This window comes from Sphingomonas caeni (assembly GCF_026013415.1).
GTDB classification, from domain to species: domain Bacteria; phylum Pseudomonadota; class Alphaproteobacteria; order Sphingomonadales; family Sphingomonadaceae; genus Sphingomonas; species Sphingomonas caeni.
Genome location: NZ_JAPDOK010000002.1, coordinates 580,106 through 596,581, shown reverse-complemented (window position 1 = coordinate 596,581; position 16,476 = coordinate 580,106). Strand labels below are relative to the sequence as shown.

General features: G+C 66.7%; 11 protein-coding genes. 4 read left to right on the top strand and 7 right to left on the bottom strand.

All coding sequences use genetic code 11. The features are described 5' to 3' along the window. Positions 1-7 precede the first annotated feature (7 nt). Positions 8-2,311 (bottom strand): ferritin-like protein, encoded by a 2,304-nt coding sequence (locus OF829_RS07645; RefSeq protein WP_264939387.1) that lies wholly within the window; start codon positions 2,309-2,311, stop codon positions 8-10. Between OF829_RS07645 and OF829_RS07640 the strand changes: the two genes are divergently transcribed. Both OF829_RS07640 and OF829_RS07635 read left to right on the top strand, forming a co-directional pair. After that, positions 2,297-2,608 carry a hypothetical protein gene (locus OF829_RS07640; protein ID WP_264939386.1) on the top strand — a complete coding sequence of 104 codons (312 nt, stop codon included), beginning with the start codon at positions 2,297-2,299 and terminating at the stop codon, positions 2,606-2,608. The two genes, OF829_RS07645 and OF829_RS07640, sit on opposite strands and share 15 nt — an antisense overlap. Positions 2,609-2,620: 12 nt before the next feature. Beyond that, positions 2,621-4,477, top strand: a complete 1,857-nt coding sequence (locus tag OF829_RS07635; RefSeq protein WP_264939385.1) for a CocE/NonD family hydrolase — start codon at positions 2,621-2,623, stop codon at positions 4,475-4,477. A 134-nt stretch (positions 4,478-4,611) separates the two neighbouring features. On the opposite strand, the gene OF829_RS07630 is transcribed toward OF829_RS07635, so the two are convergent. From OF829_RS07630 to OF829_RS07605, 6 genes are all read right to left on the bottom strand, one after another. Further along, positions 4,612-5,052: a hypothetical protein gene (locus OF829_RS07630; protein ID WP_264939384.1), complete on the bottom strand. Its 441-nt coding sequence runs from the start codon at positions 5,050-5,052 to the stop codon at positions 4,612-4,614. Beyond that, a complete protein-coding gene (locus OF829_RS07625) occupies positions 5,052-5,825 on the bottom strand; it encodes an ABC transporter permease (RefSeq protein WP_264939383.1) in 774 nt (257 codons plus the stop codon). The genes OF829_RS07630 and OF829_RS07625 overlap by 1 nt, the downstream gene beginning before the upstream one ends. Beyond that, positions 5,822-6,763, bottom strand: coding sequence for an ABC transporter ATP-binding protein (locus tag OF829_RS07620; RefSeq protein ID WP_264939382.1), 942 nt, complete (start codon positions 6,761-6,763; stop codon positions 5,822-5,824). Before OF829_RS07620 ends, OF829_RS07625 begins: the two co-directional genes overlap by 4 nt. 67 nt (positions 6,764-6,830) lie before the next feature. Next, on the bottom strand, positions 6,831-7,580 hold the full coding sequence (locus tag OF829_RS07615; protein WP_264939381.1) for a DsbA family protein: 750 nt from the start codon (positions 7,578-7,580) through the stop codon (positions 6,831-6,833). After that, positions 7,577-8,965 carry a M48 family metalloprotease gene (locus OF829_RS07610; RefSeq protein WP_264939380.1) on the bottom strand — a complete coding sequence of 463 codons (1,389 nt, stop codon included), beginning with the start codon at positions 8,963-8,965 and terminating at the stop codon, positions 7,577-7,579. The genes OF829_RS07615 and OF829_RS07610 overlap by 4 nt, the downstream gene beginning before the upstream one ends. Before the next feature lie 126 nt (positions 8,966-9,091). Then, positions 9,092-11,803, bottom strand: a complete 2,712-nt coding sequence (locus tag OF829_RS07605) for an Rne/Rng family ribonuclease (RefSeq protein WP_264939379.1) — start codon at positions 11,801-11,803, stop codon at positions 9,092-9,094. Positions 11,804-12,277: 474 nt separating this feature from the next. Between OF829_RS07605 and OF829_RS07600 the strand changes: the two genes are divergently transcribed. Both OF829_RS07600 and OF829_RS07595 read left to right on the top strand, forming a co-directional pair. Further along, on the top strand, positions 12,278-13,543 hold the full coding sequence (locus OF829_RS07600) for an N-acetylmuramoyl-L-alanine amidase (protein WP_264939378.1): 1,266 nt from the start codon (positions 12,278-12,280) through the stop codon (positions 13,541-13,543). Positions 13,544-13,853: 310 nt separating this feature from the next. Continuing rightward, positions 13,854-16,364, top strand: coding sequence for a penicillin-binding protein 1A (locus OF829_RS07595; RefSeq protein WP_264939377.1), 2,511 nt, complete (start codon positions 13,854-13,856; stop codon positions 16,362-16,364). Positions 16,365-16,476: the final 112 nt, after the last annotated feature.

Genomic DNA, 16,476 nt, shown 5'->3' with positions numbered 1-16,476 from the left:
GCCGCCCTCAGGTCGAGGGCGGGAAGGCCAGCCGCAGATTGTCGGGCTGCTGCTGGGCGGGCACCGGCTGCCCCTTGGCCTGGAGCACCATCGAAAAGGCCTTGAACGCGATATCCTCGACCTTGTCGCCAACCGCGAAATCGATCGTGCCGATCTTCTTCGAGGTCGGCGTGCTGCAGCTCGACGGCGTCGGCGTACCGCAATTCGACGGCGGCGGCGGGGGCGGCGTGCCGCACAGATTCTTGCCCGTGCCGGCCTCTGCCTGCGCGCCGCAGCCATGCGGGGTGGGAGTCGGAGTCGGGGTGCCGCATCCCGACGGCGTAGGCGACGGGGTGGGCGTGCCGCAACCCGAAGGCGCCGGGGTGCCGCATTTCGAGGGCGTGGGCGTCCCGCAGCTCGATTTCACCGCGAGCGCATAGACGTCCATCGTCCCCGCCTTGGGATAGAGCTGCATCGCCGAGATCGGCACCGCGCAGCCGCCAAAGCCCTTGCAGATATTGTCGCTGGGCGCGGTATAGGTCGTGCTGGGCGTCGGTGTCGGGGTCGGACCGCCGCACAGGCCGCCCAGCATGCGCATCTTGGCCGCCGCGCAGTTCGCGCCCGGCACGCCCGCCGCGATGGCCGGCTGCGGCGCCGCCTTGGCGGTGCCGCAGCCGCTCGTGCTGCCGCAGCTGCCGCCGCCCGTGCTCGCTTGGACGAAGCCGCACCCGCCCATGCCCTTGCAATCGTTCGATCCGCGGCAGGTGTGATAGATGTCGGTCAGCGCGCAGCTGTTGCTGCCCGGGCTGGTGCCGTCGAGGCTGAGCCCCTGGCAGGCATGGTTGAGGATGTTGGTGTCGGGCGAGGGGATGCCCTTGCTCAGATCGGGGGTCGCCCCGAACACCGCCCAGGCGGTCGACATGCGGTCGCCCGATCCCGCCATCGACGGGAAGGGGAAGGAGCCGGTGCCCGCCCAATAGTCGTTGAGCACGGTGGTCACGCCCTTGATCGATCCGACCACCGCCTGGCTCAGCGTCTCGTAATTGACCTGGCGCGCGTCGTGATGCGCGAGCGCGTTGAGCGCGTCGGCGACCTGCTCGGGGGTGGGCAGGCCATAGGGGTTGTCGTTCGGGTCGTAATCGGCGGTGGTGAGGTCGGCCGCGGTCCAGTTGCCGGTCTTGCCGGCGCGGTCCCAGGTGAGGACGCCGCCCTTTTCCATCAGGTCGAGCACTTCCTGGAAGCGCTCATAATGGTCCTTATCGTCATTATCGAAGCGCGCGACCGCATCCGAGGAGGGGATTTGCCGGCCGGTATCCGAATAGCTCGGATAATCGGACTTGAGCGCGTCGTCGCTGGGGCAATATTGCGGCTCCACCGCCATCAGCAGGCCGGCTTCGGCGGCGTGCTTCTGCCGGACCTTGAGCGTCGAACCCTCGCCCTGATCGGTGATCGCGTTCATCATGTTGAGCGCCTGCTTGAGCGCGATGTCGCGGTCGGTCAGCGCGATCGTGGTCTCGAACCCCATAAACTCGCGCATCGGATGGCCGGGGAAACTGAAATTGTTGAACAGGTCGTTCTGCTGCCCGTTCGGGTCGAAGACATTGTCCCACAAGGTGGTGCCATTGTCGTAGGTGATCGTCAGATAGTCGCGATAGCATTGGTACATATAGCCGATCGACCCGAACATCTTGTCGAAGGTCGCCGGATCCCAGTCGGGATCGTCGGTGAAGGGCACCTGCGGGAAATATTGGTCGCGGTTGCGGACGATATCCTCCTCGGCATCCTCGAACGGCTGCTCGATCGCGAGGAAAAGCTGGATGCGGTCGGCATCGAGCGGGCCGACATTGACCTTCACATTGGTATAGGTGTCGGTGTCGGTCAGGTTGACGATCGTCGGGATCGCGGTGAGCGCCGGGCCGTAGCAGATCCAGCCATTATCGGCGTCCTGCAGCGCGGGATCGGTGAAATCGGGCTTCGCGCCGATCGCGGTGGCGATGTTCGCGGCCATCTGGAGGTGGAGCATCTCCTGGATGAAGACCGAGAAGACGATGTTGAACGCCTGCTTGTTGCCCCAGCCGGGCTTGCCGGGCGTCGGATCGGGAAAGGCGCTGGTCTTGGCGCCAGGCCATATCCGCCCCTTGTAGAAGCTGTTCCCCGCGCCGGTGATCGGATGCATGCCGGTGATCGAGTAGAGCGAGGTCATGTAGAGCGGGATGGTGAAGAGTTCGACATTGATCGCCGCCTGCGCGATCCAGCGCACCACCCGCGCGTCGGTCTCAATGAATTTGCTCGGACGCGACAGCAACACGTCGCCCTGATGCGTCAATTGCATGGCCTTCTCCCCCATGGATATGAATTAAATCACTGTCTTATCTTTCTCATATCGAGACGAATGCCGTCAATCGCGCTGAATGATGAACAGGAAAAATATTATAAGTTGAACACAACTGTCATCGGGCCGACTCGCGATGGCGGATTTCTTCAACAACATTTACATTCATTTTGGCAGGCACCGAAAACGAACGCGGTGGCCACGCCAGTCTTCGCGCCTGTTCGACTTGGCTGCGGCCAAGGATCGGCGCGCTTGTCTTGGCGCGTGCGCGAGTCCATCAAACGCGCGGGGGCATGAACGGAGGTATCGATGCGTCGCTCGCTGTTGCTTGCCGGGATCGCGGCATTCCTGGTTCCGCTCGGCGCCGCGCCCGCGCCCGCCCAGCAGGCCGCGCCCGCCGAGGCCCCCTTCACCTTCGAGGAGGTGATGATCCCGATGCGCGACGGGGCGAAGCTCCAGACGGTGATCCTGCGCCCGCGCGGCATGGCGGGGAAGCTGCCGATCCTGCTCCAGCGCACCCCCTATGGCGTGCCCGCAGCGGCGCCCGCGGGGGTGCCCGGGCAATGGAAATATCTGATGGCCGACGGCTATGTCATGGTGTTCCAGAACATGCGCGGCCAGTTCAAGTCGGACGGCGATTTCCGCATGTCGATGGCGCTGAGCCCCAAAAACTCCAAGGCCGCCGACGAAGCCACCGATGCCTGGGACACGATCGACTGGCTGGTGAAGCACGTCGCCGACAATAACGGCAAGGTCGGCATGTGGGGCGTTTCCTATCCCGGCTATGCCGCCGCGGTCGCGCTCGCGAAGCCGCACCCCGCGCTCAAGGCGGCGAGCCCGCAGGCGGCGTGGAACGATTGGTGGATGAACGACGATCTCCACCGCTACGGCGCCGCGCGGCTCTCCTACGCGACCGACTGGCTCTTCTCGCTCCAGAACAACGATCAGGGGGACGATTTCGATTATGGCGGCAAGGCGCCTGTCGACACCTATGACTGGTTCCTCAAGCTCGGCAATGTCGAGAATCTCGACAAGCTCTACTTCAAGGGATCGGTGCCGCAATTCACCGCGATGATCGAGCATCCCGATTATGACAGCTTCTGGAAGGGTCAGCGCTGGACCGAGCAATTGGGCGTGACCACCGTGCCGACACTCCATGTCGCGGGCTTCTGGGACCAGGAAGACCCGCTGGGCACCTGGAAGATCTACGCGAAGATGGAGGAGAAGGACCCCAAGGGCCTCAACATGATCGTCGCGGGACCCTGGGCACACGGGACCTGGCACACCACCGGCGACAAGATCGGCTATGTGCCCATCGGCAAGGATGCCGGCACCGAGTTCATGCGCGATATCGAGGCGCCCTTCTTCGCCTATTGGCTCCACGGCAAGGGGACGCAGCCCAGGTTCGAGGCGAAGACGCTGCAAAGCGGCTCATGGGAGTGGAAGAGCTACGCCAAATGGCCCGCGCCGGGCGCGGCCGCGACCAGCCTGTACCTCCATGCCGACGGATCGCTGTCGTTCGACGCCCCCGCTGCGGGCGAGCAATGCCGCGACTATGTCTCGGACCCCGCCAACCCGGTCCCTTTCCGCGAGCGCCCGATCAGCCGCACCTATCCCTCGCAGGAATGGCGCTGGTGGGAGGCCGCGGACCAGCGCTTCGTCGATCACCGCCCCGATGTGCTGAGCTATACCAGCGCGCCGCTGGAGGCCGATCTGACCGTCACCGGCGCGTTCAGCGCGACGCTGATGGCCTCGACCAGCGGCACCGACAGCGATTTCGTGGTCAAGCTGATCGATGTGCTTCCCGACGATTTTGGGCCGCCTCCGGGCGGCGCGCTTGGCGACTATCCGAAGACGCTGGGTGGCTATCAATGGCCGATCGCGATGGAGGTCCGCCGCGGCCGCTATCTCAAGAGCTTCGAAAAGGCCGAGCCGCTGGTGCCCGATCAGGTGACGGCATGGAATTTCCCGCTGCGCGACCACGATCATGTCTTCAAGCGCGGCCACCGGATCATGGTCCAGGTCCAGTCGAGCTGGTTCCCGGTGATCGACCGCAACCCGCAGAAATTCGTGCCGAACATCTACAAGGCGAACCCGGAGGATTTCGTGAAAGCGACCCAGCGGGTATGCCCGGGGAGCCTGATCAGCCTGCCGGTGATGAAGTAAGAAATCCTCCCCCGGAGGGGGAGGGGGACCGCGAAGCGGTGGAGGGGTAGTGGCCACGGGCGACGTCGCTCGCGGAGAATACCCCTCCGTCAGGCTGCGCCTGCCACCTCCCCCTCCGGGGGAGGATTGAACCATCACGCCGCCAGCGCGAACCTTCGGTCCTCGTCGTCGTTCGCTGCGGGCAGTTCGCGCCGCGCCGGCCGAGTGCGGCGTTCGCGCTTGCCCGCGAACAGCGAGCGTACCGCCACCACGACCGCGCTGAACCGCGTCGCCGAGGCCGTGACCGCGACGGTGAACGCCACCTCCAGCCAGGTCGTCAGCTCCATCGCCGCGATCACGTGCAGGATCTCGGGCATGCCCATCGAGAGCAGCATGATCCCGTCGCGTTCGAGGAAGTACCAGACGAGCGCAGTCCCCACCGCCATCAGCAGGATCATCAGCAAGCCGCCGGTGCCGATCCGGCTGCCCAGGGCGGCGGGCTTTTCCACCATCCACCGGTGCATCGCCCGGCCGATGCGCGTGCCGCGCGCGAGCAGCAAGGTCAGCCAGAGCGCGGCGAAGAGCGCGGTGACCATCAGCTCTTGAGCCGATAGCCGGTGCGGAAGATCAGCCAGATCACGCCCATGCACAGCAGCAGGAAGCCGGTGGTGAAACCCAGGCTCCAGCGCACATCGATATCACCGACATCGCCGAAAAAGGCCCAGCGAAAGCCGCTGATCAGATAGGCCACAGGATTGAACAGGCTGACCGTGTGCCAGGGCTGGGGCAGATAGCTCAACGGATAGAAGGAGCCGCCGAGAAAGGTGAGCGGGGTCAGCACCAGGGCGGGCACCACGTTCAGCTGCTCGAACCCCTTGGCCCAGATGCCGATGATGAAGCCGAACATGCTGAACGCGATCGAGGTGAGCAGCAGGAAAGCGATCATCGCCAGCGGGTGATCGACGCGCAGCGGCACGAACAGCACCGAGGTGGCGAGGATGATCAGCCCGATCACGACCGATTTGGTCGCCGCCGCGCCGACATAGCCGACCACCAGCTCGACCGCCGAGATCGGCGCCGACAGCAATTCGAAGATCGTGCCGGTGAACTTCGGGAAATAGATGCCGATCGAGGCATTGGCGACGCTCTGGGTGAGCAGCGACAGCATGATCAGCCCGGGGACGATGAAGCTGCCATAGGCGATATCGTGGATCGGCTTGATGTGTGCGCCCATCCCCATGCCGAACACGATGAAATAGAGCGACGTGGTGACGACGGGCGTGACGATGCTCTGCCACAGGGTGCGCAGCGTGCGCGCCATCTCGAACTTGTAGATCGCCCAGATACCGTGGATGTTCACACCGGTCATGCCACGGTCTCCTCATCCTTGCGTTCGACAAGGTCGACGAAGATGTCCTCGAGGCTCGACTTCGACGTATCCAGATCCTTGAAGCCGATCCCCAGCTCGGCAAGCTTGCGCAGCAGCGAGGGGATGCCGGTGCGCTCGGCCTGGGCGTCGAAGGTGTAGCGGAGGCGATGCCCCTCATCCTCGAGGCTCAGATGCCATTCGTCGAGCCCCGGGGGAATCGCCTCCAGCGGATCGGCGAGGCTGAGGTCGAGTTCGCGCTTGCCGAGCTTCTTCATCAGCTCGGCCTTGTCCTCGACGAGCAGCAATTGCCCCTTGTTGATCACCCCCACCCGATCGGCCATTTCCTCGGCCTCCTCGATATAATGGGTGGTGAGGATGATCGTGGTGCCGCGCTCGCGCAGACCGCCGATCATCTTCCACATGTCGCGGCGCAGCGACACGTCGACGCCCGCGGTGGGCTCGTCGAGGAAGAGGATGTCGGGCTCGTGGCTCAGCGCCTTGGCGATCAGCACCCGGCGCTTCATGCCGCCCGAAAGCTCGCGGATCTGCGCCTTGCGCTTGTCCCACAGCGACAGGTCCTTGAGGACCTGCTCGAGATGCGCATCGTTCGGCCCCTTGCCGAACAGGCCGCGCGAGAAGCGCAGCGTCGATTCGACGGTCGAGAACATGTCGACCGATATCTCCTGCGGCACGAGCCCGATCTTCGAGCGCGCCTCGCGCGGGCTGCGGATCGCGTCATGCCCGTCGACCAGGATCGTGCCCGAACTCGGCGTCACGATCCCGCAGATGATCGAGATGAGCGTAGTCTTGCCCGCGCCGTTCGGCCCCAGCAGCGCGAAAATCTCGCCGCGCCTGATCTCGAGATCGACATGATCGAGCGCGCGCTGCCCCGACCCGTAGGTCTTGGAGACCTGGTTGACCGACAGGATGGATGTCATGGGAGCCCCTGGAACGAACGCCCGCGTGATCTAGGGTTGCGCGAGGCCGCCTACAAGCGAGCCGGGATTATTTCCCCGCGCGCGCCGCGGCGACCGCCTTGACGAAGGCCTCATACTCCATCGCGCCGTGGAACACCTGCTTGCCGATCACGAAGCCCGGCGTGCCGGTGAGGCGAAGGTCGTAGCCGGTCTTGCGGTTGGCGGCGATCTCGCCCGAGATGCGCGGCGAGCGGAGCGCCGCCCGCGCAGCCCCGACATCGAGCCCCGCCTTGGCTGCGGCCTGATCGAAACCGGCGCCGGCATAGAGCGCCTCGTGGAAGGGCATGAACTTGCCCTGATCCGCCGCCGCCAGCGCCCAGCGCGCCGCCTCGGTGCTCTCGTCGCCGAGCACGGGATATTCGCGGTAGACGATGCGGACCCCGGGATCCTCGGCGATCAGCCGCGCCAGCGTCGGCAGGCTCGCGCGGCAATAGCCGCAATTATAGTCCATGAAGGCGACCACGGTGACGTCCCCGTTCGGATTCCCGCCCCAGGCGCCGGCATAGGGCTTGACCACCTCGGCATGGCTTTTGAGCGCGGTGTTCGAGGCGCGCTGCTGCTCGGCGGCCTCCTTGGCCTGGAGCCGGTTCATCGCCTCGGGCAGGATTTCGGGATGGTCGAGGATATAGGCCTTGACGATCCCCTCGATCCGCTCGCGGTCGGGATTGGCGCCGGGCACCATCGCCTGCGCCGCCGCGAACAGCCCCGCGCCGAGCAGGCCGGAGGCGATGAAGGCGAGCACGAGCATCCAGGGGGTGCGGCTGATCCGGTCGATCATCGGGGAGCTCCTGCGGCCGAGAGCTGGCGCCGGCGCCCGCGCTGCTCGTCCTCCATCTGGGTCTGCGAGACCATCATGATGTCCTGCGCGCGAATCCAGTCGGGCGAGCCCTGCGGCAATTGCGCCATCGCCGCGCGGCTGCTGGCGAGCGCGGTCCGCGCATCGCCCGTCAGATTGGCGCGCTCGGCGGTGGCGAGCGCGACGCGCGCGGTATCGCCCTTGCGCTCATAGACCATGCCGAGCTGGTACCAGGCGAACGGGTTCTCCTTGTCGCGCGCGACCGCCTGGCGCAGCACCTTCTCGGCCTCGTCAAGATTGGCCGGATCCTCGGTCGCGATCAGCGCATGGCCGAAGGTGGTGGCGATCAGCGGCTGGTAATTGGTCGAAACGGTCGCCTTGCGCAGCGGGACCAGCGCACCGCGGGGATCGCCCGATTCGAGCATGATCTGGCCCTGCAGCTCGAGGAAATAGGGATCCTCGGGCGCGATCCTGATCAGCGCGTCGCATTCGGCCGCGGCCTGATCGGGATAGCCCTTGCGGTGATAGGCATAGGCGCGGGCATAATGGGCGTACATCGACTGATCGGTGGTCGGATAGGCCTTGAGCGTGATCTCGGGCTCGTTGACATAGCCGCGCAATTTGGCCTGGACGCGCTTGAACCGCACCTCGAGCGCGGGATCGGTCCGGGTGTTCCATGCCGGCGAGCCCTGGAGGTCGGCGGTCAGCGCCTGGATGCGCTCGCCCGACATGGGGTGGGTCTGCGCGAACGGATCGACCTCGGGGTTGGACGCGTAATAGCCGTAGCTGAACTGCAGGTTCTGCAGCTTCTTGAAGAATTCGAGCATCCCCCGCCCGCTGATCCCGGCGGTGTTGAGGAAGCGCACGCCGGCGGCATCGGCCGAGCTTTCCTGCGCGCGCGAAAAGGCGAGATATTTGCCGATCGCGGCGCGCTGGCCGCCCATCATGATCGCGGTGCCGGCCTCGGGCGAACCCGCCGCGATCGCCGCCGCGCCGAGCAGCAGCGACAGGATCGAGATGCTGCCATAGCCGCCGTCGCGGTCGAACACCGCATGGCCGCCGACGACATGGCCGAGCTCGTGCGCGATCACGCCCTGGACTTCGTTGACGTTGTCGGCCTTATCGATGAGGCCCGAATGGAGATAGACGATCTGCCCGCCCGCGACGAAGGCGTTGATCGAATTGTCCTGGATCAGGATGACGCGGACATTGTTGGGCGAAAGCCCCGCCGCCTGGATGATCGGGCGCGAGATATCGGCGAGCATCGATTCGGTTTCGGCGTCGCGCAGGATCGTCTGCGCCATCGCCGGGGTGCCCGCGAACATGGCGAGGCAGAACAAGGCGAGGAAGGTCGCGAAGCGTTTCATGCGCGGCATAATCGTCCCAAACTCCCTTGCCCGCAACGTCCGGTTCGCGGCCCGACGTCTCGCGCCGGCCGCATGAACCTCAGGTGACCGGAGCCTCCCCCGCCATGGCGGGGGAGGCTCGCGCGGTCACTGGCCGAAGGTACGCTGCCACCAGCCGCCGCGGCGCGGGCCGGCGGGTTCGCCCTCGCCTTCGCCCTCGGCGGGTTCGGCTTCGTCCGCGGCCGCCAGGTCCTGCGCGACCGGGGCCTCGGCCTCGGCGGCCCCTTCGACTTCGCTCAGGGCAGGCTTTTTACGGCTGCGCGGTTTCTTGGCGGGCGCGGCTTCGGCGACGGGCTCGGGCTCGGGCTCCGGCTCGGGCGGAGCCTCCTCAACCGGAGCTTCGGCCTCTACAGCCTTCTTCCGGCTGCGCGGCTTCTTGACCGGCGCCGCTTCGGGCTCGGGCTCAGGTGATGCCTCGGCCACCGGCGCTTCCACCGGAGCTTCCGCCTCGACTGCCTTCTTGCGGCTGCGCGGCTTCTTGACCGGCGCGGCTTCGGGCTCGGCCGGGACTTCGGCTTCGATCGCCTCGGCCTCGCTCACCGACTCGGTCCCGCTTTCGGCCCCAGCCTCGCGCTCACCGCCCTCGCGGCCACCGCGACGGCCGCCACGGCGGCCCCGGCGGCGGCGCTTGCGGCCGGCTTCGACGCGCGCGTCCGCGGCTTCCTGGGTCTCGCCCTCGCGGCGCTCTGCGGGTCCGCTATCCTCGCCCTCGTCGCCATCCTCACGGGCCTCGCCCTCGGAAGCTTCGCCCTCGGAGCCCGATTCGGACTGCGGCGCACCTTCGTCGTCGCGGCGGTTGCGGCGGCCACGGCGGCGGCGGCGGCGCTTGCCGCGGCCCCCATGCTCATCGGCGCCCTCATCGCCTTCGCCCCGCGGCTCGCGGTCGCGGCCACGGCGCGGACGCTCGTCCTCGGCGGCCTCTTCCTCCTCGATCTCCTCCTCGTCGATCTCGTCCTCGAGATCGTCCTCGGGCTCCTCGATGAGCTGGGTGATACGCGGGGCATGGACCGGCGGCGGGCCACCGGCCTCGACCGACATGCGCGCGCCCTCGAGCTCGCCATCGGGCGCGACCTCGACGCGGACGCCATAGCGCTCCTCGATCTCGGCCAGCTCGCCGCGCTTGCGGTTGAGCACGTAGAAGGCGGCTTCCTGGCTCGCGCGCAGCACGATCTGCGAGCCGCGGCCGCGCGCGGCCTCGTCCTCGATCAGGCGAAGCGCGGAGAGGCCGGCCGACGAAGCGGTGCGGACGAGGCCGGTGCCCTCGCAATGCGGGCACTGGCGCGTCGATGCCTCGAGCACGCCGGTGCGCAGCCGCTGGCGGCTCATCTCCATCAGGCCAAAGGCCGAGATGCGGCCGACCTGGATGCGGGCGCGGTCGTTCTTGAGCGCCTCCTTCATCGCCTTCTCGACCTTCCGGACATTGGACCCATGATCCATGTCGATAAAGTCGATGACGACGAGGCCGGCCATGTCGCGCAGGCGGAGCTGGCGGGCGATCTCGTGCGCAGCCTCGAGGTTGGTCGCGGTCGCGGTCTGCTCGATCGAGTGCTCGCGGGTCGAACGGCCCGAGTTGATGTCGATCGAGACGAGCGCCTCGGTCGGGTTGATCACCAGATAGCCGCCGCTCTTCAGCTGGACGACCGGGTGGTACATGGCGGCGAGCTGATCCTCGACATGCGCGCGCTGGAACAGCGGCACGGCGTCGGCATAATGCTTCACCTTCTTGGCGTGGCTGGGCATCAGGAGCTTCATGAAGTCCTTGGCCTGGCGATAGCCTTCCTCGCCCTCGACGATCACCTCGTCGATATCCTTGTTGTAGATATCGCGGATCGCGCGCTTCATCAGGTCGCTATCGGCATAGACGAGCGCCGGGGCGGACGAACTCAGCGTCTTCTCGCGAATCTCGTCCCACAGCCGCGCGAGATAGTCGAAGTCGCGCTTGATCTCGACCTTGGTGCGCTGGAGCCCCGCGGTGCGGACGATGCAGCCCATCGTCGGCGGCAGCTTGAGGTCCGACATGATCGTCTTGAGGCGCTTGCGGTCTGCGGCCGACGAGATCTTGCGCGAGATGCCGCCACCATGCGCAGTGTTGGGCATCAGCACGCAGTAACGGCCGGCGAGCGAGAGATAGGTGGTCAGCGCCGCGCCCTTGTTGCCGCGCTCTTCCTTGACGACCTGGACCAGCAGCACCTGGCGCCGGCGGATCACGTCCTGGATCTTGTAGCGGCGGCGCAGATTCATGCGCTTGTTGCGCAGCGCATCGGCGGGGCTCTCCCCGCGCCCGCCCTTGCGGCCCCGCCCGCGGCGGCGGCCATCGCCGCCCTCCGACTCGGACTCGGACTCGGCGCCTTCGTCGTCCGAATCGCCCTCGCCTTCATCGTCGTGGTCGTGGTCGTGCTCATGATCGTCTTCGTCGCCGGCGGGGCGCTCGAGCACCTCGACGTCGCCATCCTCATGATCGCCGTCCTCGTCGCCATCCTCTTCGGCGCGCAGCGCGGCCTCTTCGGCGGCGTGCTCGGCCTCCTCGCGAAGCAGCGCCTCGCGATCCTCCTTGGGGATCTGATAGTAATCGGGGTGGATTTCCGAGAAGGCGAGGAAGCCGTGCCGGTTGCCGCCATAATCGACGAACGCCGCCTGGAGCGACGGCTCGACGCGGGTAACCTTGGCTAGATAGATATTGCCCTTGAGCTGCTTGCGCTCGGCGGACTCGAAATCAAACTCCTCGATCCGGTTCCCTTTGACGACGGCCACCCGGGTTTCCTCCCGGTGGCGTGCGTCGATCAGCATACGCATGGTCATTTATATTTCTCCGGGCGCGCCTGCCGGCCCCCAAAAGGGCGAATGGCGGCGCGCGATGTGCGAGGCGGCTCACGCGTTGAGCCGCGCATGGTTCAAGAAATGCCTCTGCTGCCTGGGCACGCCCGGGCGCCATGCCCGGATGCTCCGCGCCCGTCGCGCGCATGGCCGGGGCCAAGCGGTTCGAACGGCGGGGAAATTGCCTCATGCAGCGTCAACCTGAAATACCGCGGGCGATGCCGCGATCGTCTCCGGCCTGAACGCCGGAACGCTTGGAGCCCTAGCACCGCGCGACACATGCGGCAACCGCAAGGCCCGCGCTGCGACAAATTGTTACGGCACCTGTACAATTACTGACAGGCCAATCCACGCCAAGTTCATGGCTGACGTGGCATTAACCGCATCGCTTCACCGCGACTTGAGAGCCTCGCTCTAAAGCCGGTCAGGTCAGGGCTTAACAGGCCGAGTAACAGTAACATGCATTTGAGCTGGACCCCCCACAGCTCGACGCGGCATATCGCGCGAGTGCTATTCTTCTTCGCCCTACTCGCCGGCTGGCTGACCGGCGTGCCGAGCTGGGCAGGCGTGGTGCAGGACGTGCGCGTTTCGGGCGACCGCGTCGTCATCCGCTTCAACGAGCCGGTGCGCCAGGCGAGCAGCTTCGTGCTGGCCGGCCCTTCACGCATCGCGGTCGACGTCGATGGCGCCACCCCCGGATCGGCGATCCGCGCGGGCGGCCCGGTGATGAACATCCGCCAGGGCGTCCGCGACGGCACCGGCGCGCGCATCGTCCTCGATCTCTCGCGCCCCGCGATCGTCAGCGAAGGCAGCTTCGCACGCGACGGCAAGACGCTGACGCTCCAGCTGCGCACCGTCGACGACAGCCGCTTCGCGCGCGCCGCCGCCGAGGGCAAACTGAGCTTCGTTCCGCCCTTTTCCTATTTCCAGGCCTCGTCGCGCCATGCCTATAGCGAGCGCATGGCGGTTCCCCCGCGCCCCGCGCCCGCCGCGCTCCCGCGAATCTATGGCAACGACCCGACGCGCCCGCTGGTGGTGATCGACGCCGGCCATGGCGGTCATGATCCCGGCGCGATCTCGCCCGACGGCCGGCTGCGCGAAAAGGACATCACCCTCCAGGTCGCGCTCGCGATCCGCGATTCGCTGCTCGCCTCGGGCCGCGTGCGCGTGGCGCTCACCCGCGATACCGACACCTTCCTGATCCTCCAGGAACGCTACGGCATCGCCCGGCGGCTCGGCGCCGATCTGTTCATCTCGGTCCATTGCGACAGCGCGGGCAACCCCACCGCCTCGGGCGCGACCATCTATACCCTCTCCGAAACCGCTTCGGACAAGGAGGCCGCCCGCCTGGCGGCACGCGAGAACAAGGCGGACATCCTCGCGGGCGTCGATCTGGGCAGCCAGAATCCGGACATCTCGTCGATCCTGATCGACCTGACCCAGCGCGAGACGATGAACACTTCGGCGAACTTCGCCCGGCTGCTCGGCCGCGAGGCGACGCCGCTGATCCCGATCAAGCCCAATTTCCACCGCTTCGCCTCGCTGATGGTGCTCAAGGCGCCCGACATGCCCTCGGTGCTGTTCGAGACCGGCTATATCTCGAACGTGTCGGACGCGAGCTTCCTCGCCTCGTCGAACGGCCAGGGCAAGGTCGCGGCGAGCGTCCGCCGCGCGGTCGAGATCCACTTCGCCACGCGCGGCGCAACGCGCGTGGCGGCGCGCTAAGGCCGTTCCCCGACCCAGAACCGGGGAATGGTCCCGGGCGATGGGAGGGAAACTCGAAAGGCCCGCGTCTTCTTCTCCATTCAAGCGGCGCGCGCTTTTCCGGCCCCCTTCCATCGCCCGGCTTTGAAATTCCAATCCTCCCCCGCCAGGGGGAGGTGGCGCCCGCAGGGCGTCGGAGGGGGCGGATACGAAGCGGGAGTGGCCGCTGCCCTCCCCCTCCGTCACGCTACGCGTGCCACCTCCCCCTGGCGGGGGAGGATTGAAACCCCCCGCTTCCCTCCCCGCCGAATCTTGCTAAACCCCGCTCGCAATGGCCGCGACCGAACCCTCCACCATCAAGATGCGCCTCACGCGCGAGATCGGCGGCCTTCGCGGCTGGTTCGAGCGCGTGCGCCATCGCTGGTGGTTCCGCATCGTCGCGGGGCTCGCCTTCTTCATCGGCCTTCTCTGGTTCCTGATCTGGCTGTTCGTCGCGCGCAACCTGCCCTCGGTCGAGACGCTGAGAACCTATGAGCCGCCGCTGCCCACCTATGTCCGCTCGGTCGACGGGTCGCCGATCCACAGCTATGCCCGCGAGCGCCGCGTCCAGCTGAGCTATGCCGAATATCCCGACCTGCTGGTCAAGGCCTATCTCGCCGCCGAGGATGCCAGCTTCTTCGAGCATCACGGGCTCGATTATCCCGGCCTGATCCGCGCCGCGCTGCAGGGCCTGGTCAGCGGCGACACCCCGCGCGGCACCTCGACCATCACCCAGCAGGTCGCCAAGAACCTGCTCGTCGGCAACGAGGCAAGCTATACCCGCAAGCTGCGCGAGGCGATCCTCGCCTATCGCATCGAGGATACGCTCACCAAGCAGCAGATCCTCGAGCTCTATCTCAATTCGATCGAGCTCGGCCGCAACGCGGGCGGCGTCGATGCCGCGTCCCATGCCTATTTCGGCAAGGATCTGAAGGAGCTGAGCATCGCGCAGATGGCCTATCTCGCCATCCTGCCCAAGGGCCCGGCCAATTACGATCCCGACCGCAACACCCAGCGCGCGCTCGATCGCCGCAACTGGGTGCTGGGGCAGATGCTCGCCAAGGGCTTCATCAACCAGCAGCAGCATGACGGCGCCGTCGCCGAGCCGCTCGGCACCGTGCCGCGCCAGACGCCGAAGTTCGAGCGCGTCGGCGGCTATTTCGTCGAGGAGGTCCGCCGCTGGCTGATCGAAAAGTTCGGCGAGAACGACCAAGCCGGCCCCTATAGCGTCTATTCGGGCGGGCTGTGGGTGCGCACCTCGCTCGATCCCAAGCTCCAGGCCTATGCGCAAAAGGCGCTGCGCGACGGCCTGCTGCGCTACGAGCGCGGGCGCGGCTGGTCGGGCGCGCTCGGCCATGTCGAGATCAAGGGGAGCGCGTGGCAGCAGGCGCTGCTCAACACCAATATCGGCCTCGACTATGAGGACTGGCGCGCCGCGATCGTGATCGCGCGCAGTGGCCAGTCGTGGCAGATCGGCTTCGAGGACGGTCGCACCTCGGCCCTTCCGCAATATGCCGCGTCGATGCCGGTGCGCGGCGGCGGCAACACCGCGTTCAACGCGATCCAGGTGGGCGACATCATCGCGGTCGCCCCCGAAGGCGGCGTGTTCGCGCTGCGCAGCGTCCCCAAGGTATCGGGCGGGATGGTGGTCGAGGATCCGCGCACCGGGCGCATCCTCGCGATGCAGGGCGGGTTCGATTCGCGCATCCAAAGCTTCAACCGCGCCACCCAGGCGCAGCGTCAGCCGGGATCGACGATCAAGCCGATCGTCTATGCGGCAGCCATGGAGCAGGGGCTCACCCCCGCCTCGATCATCGTCGACGGGCCCTTCTGCGTCTATCAAGGCGCCGCGCTCGGCAAGAAATGCTTCCGCAATTTCGGCAACTCGGCGGGCGCGGGCCCCAAGACGCTGCGCTGGGGCATCGAGCAATCGCGCAACCTGATGACCGTCCAGGCCGCCAACGAAGTCGGCATGGAGAATGTCGTCGATCTGATCCAGCGCGTCGGCGTCTCGAAGCAGAAATTCCCGCCCTATCTGAGCTATGCGCTGGGCGCGGGCGAGACCACGGTGATGCGGATGGTCAACGCCTATTCGATCCTGGTGAATCAGGGCCGGGGGCTCAATCCCACGCTGGTCGATTTCGTCCAGAACCGCCGCGGCGAGGTGATCTGGCCCGAGAATTGGCGCCCGTGCGACGGCTGCAACATGCCCGATTGGGACGGCAAGCCGATGCCGCGCCCGGCGATCAAGGGCAAGCAGGTGGTCGAGGCGATGAGCGCCTATCAGATCGTCCATATCACCGAGGGCGTGATCCAGCGCGGCACCGCGACGATCCTGCGCGACCTGAACCGCCCCCTCATGGGCAAGACCGGCACCACCTCGGGCCCGACCGATGTGTGGTTCGTCGGCGGCAGCCCCCAGATGATCGCGGGCCTCTATATCGGCTATGATACGCCCACCAATCTGGGCGGCTATGCCCAAGGCGGATCGATCGCCGCGCCGATCTTCAAGCAGTTCGCCATCCCCGCCTTCGAGGGGATGGAGAAGCTCCCCTTCGTCGCTCCCGCGGGCATCCGCATGGTCCGCATCGACCGCGTCACCGGCAAGCGCGTCACCGGCGGCTGGCCGTCGAACGATCCCAAGTCGGCGATCATCTGGGAGGCGTTCAAGCCCCAGACCGACCTGCGCCGCAACCGCAAGGAAGACGAGGAAGAGGTCCCCAAGCAGGAAGAGCGCAAGGTCGAGCACCGCCAGGAATCGGGCGACCAGGAATTCCAGGAGCGCGAGGGCGGGATTTACTAGTTTCTCTGTGCGTCATCCCGGCGAAGGCCGGGATCCAGAGTCACAAAGGACATCGCTCGTGACTCTGGGTCCCGGCCTTCGCCGGGATGACGGGTTTGGGACAGTCTGCCGC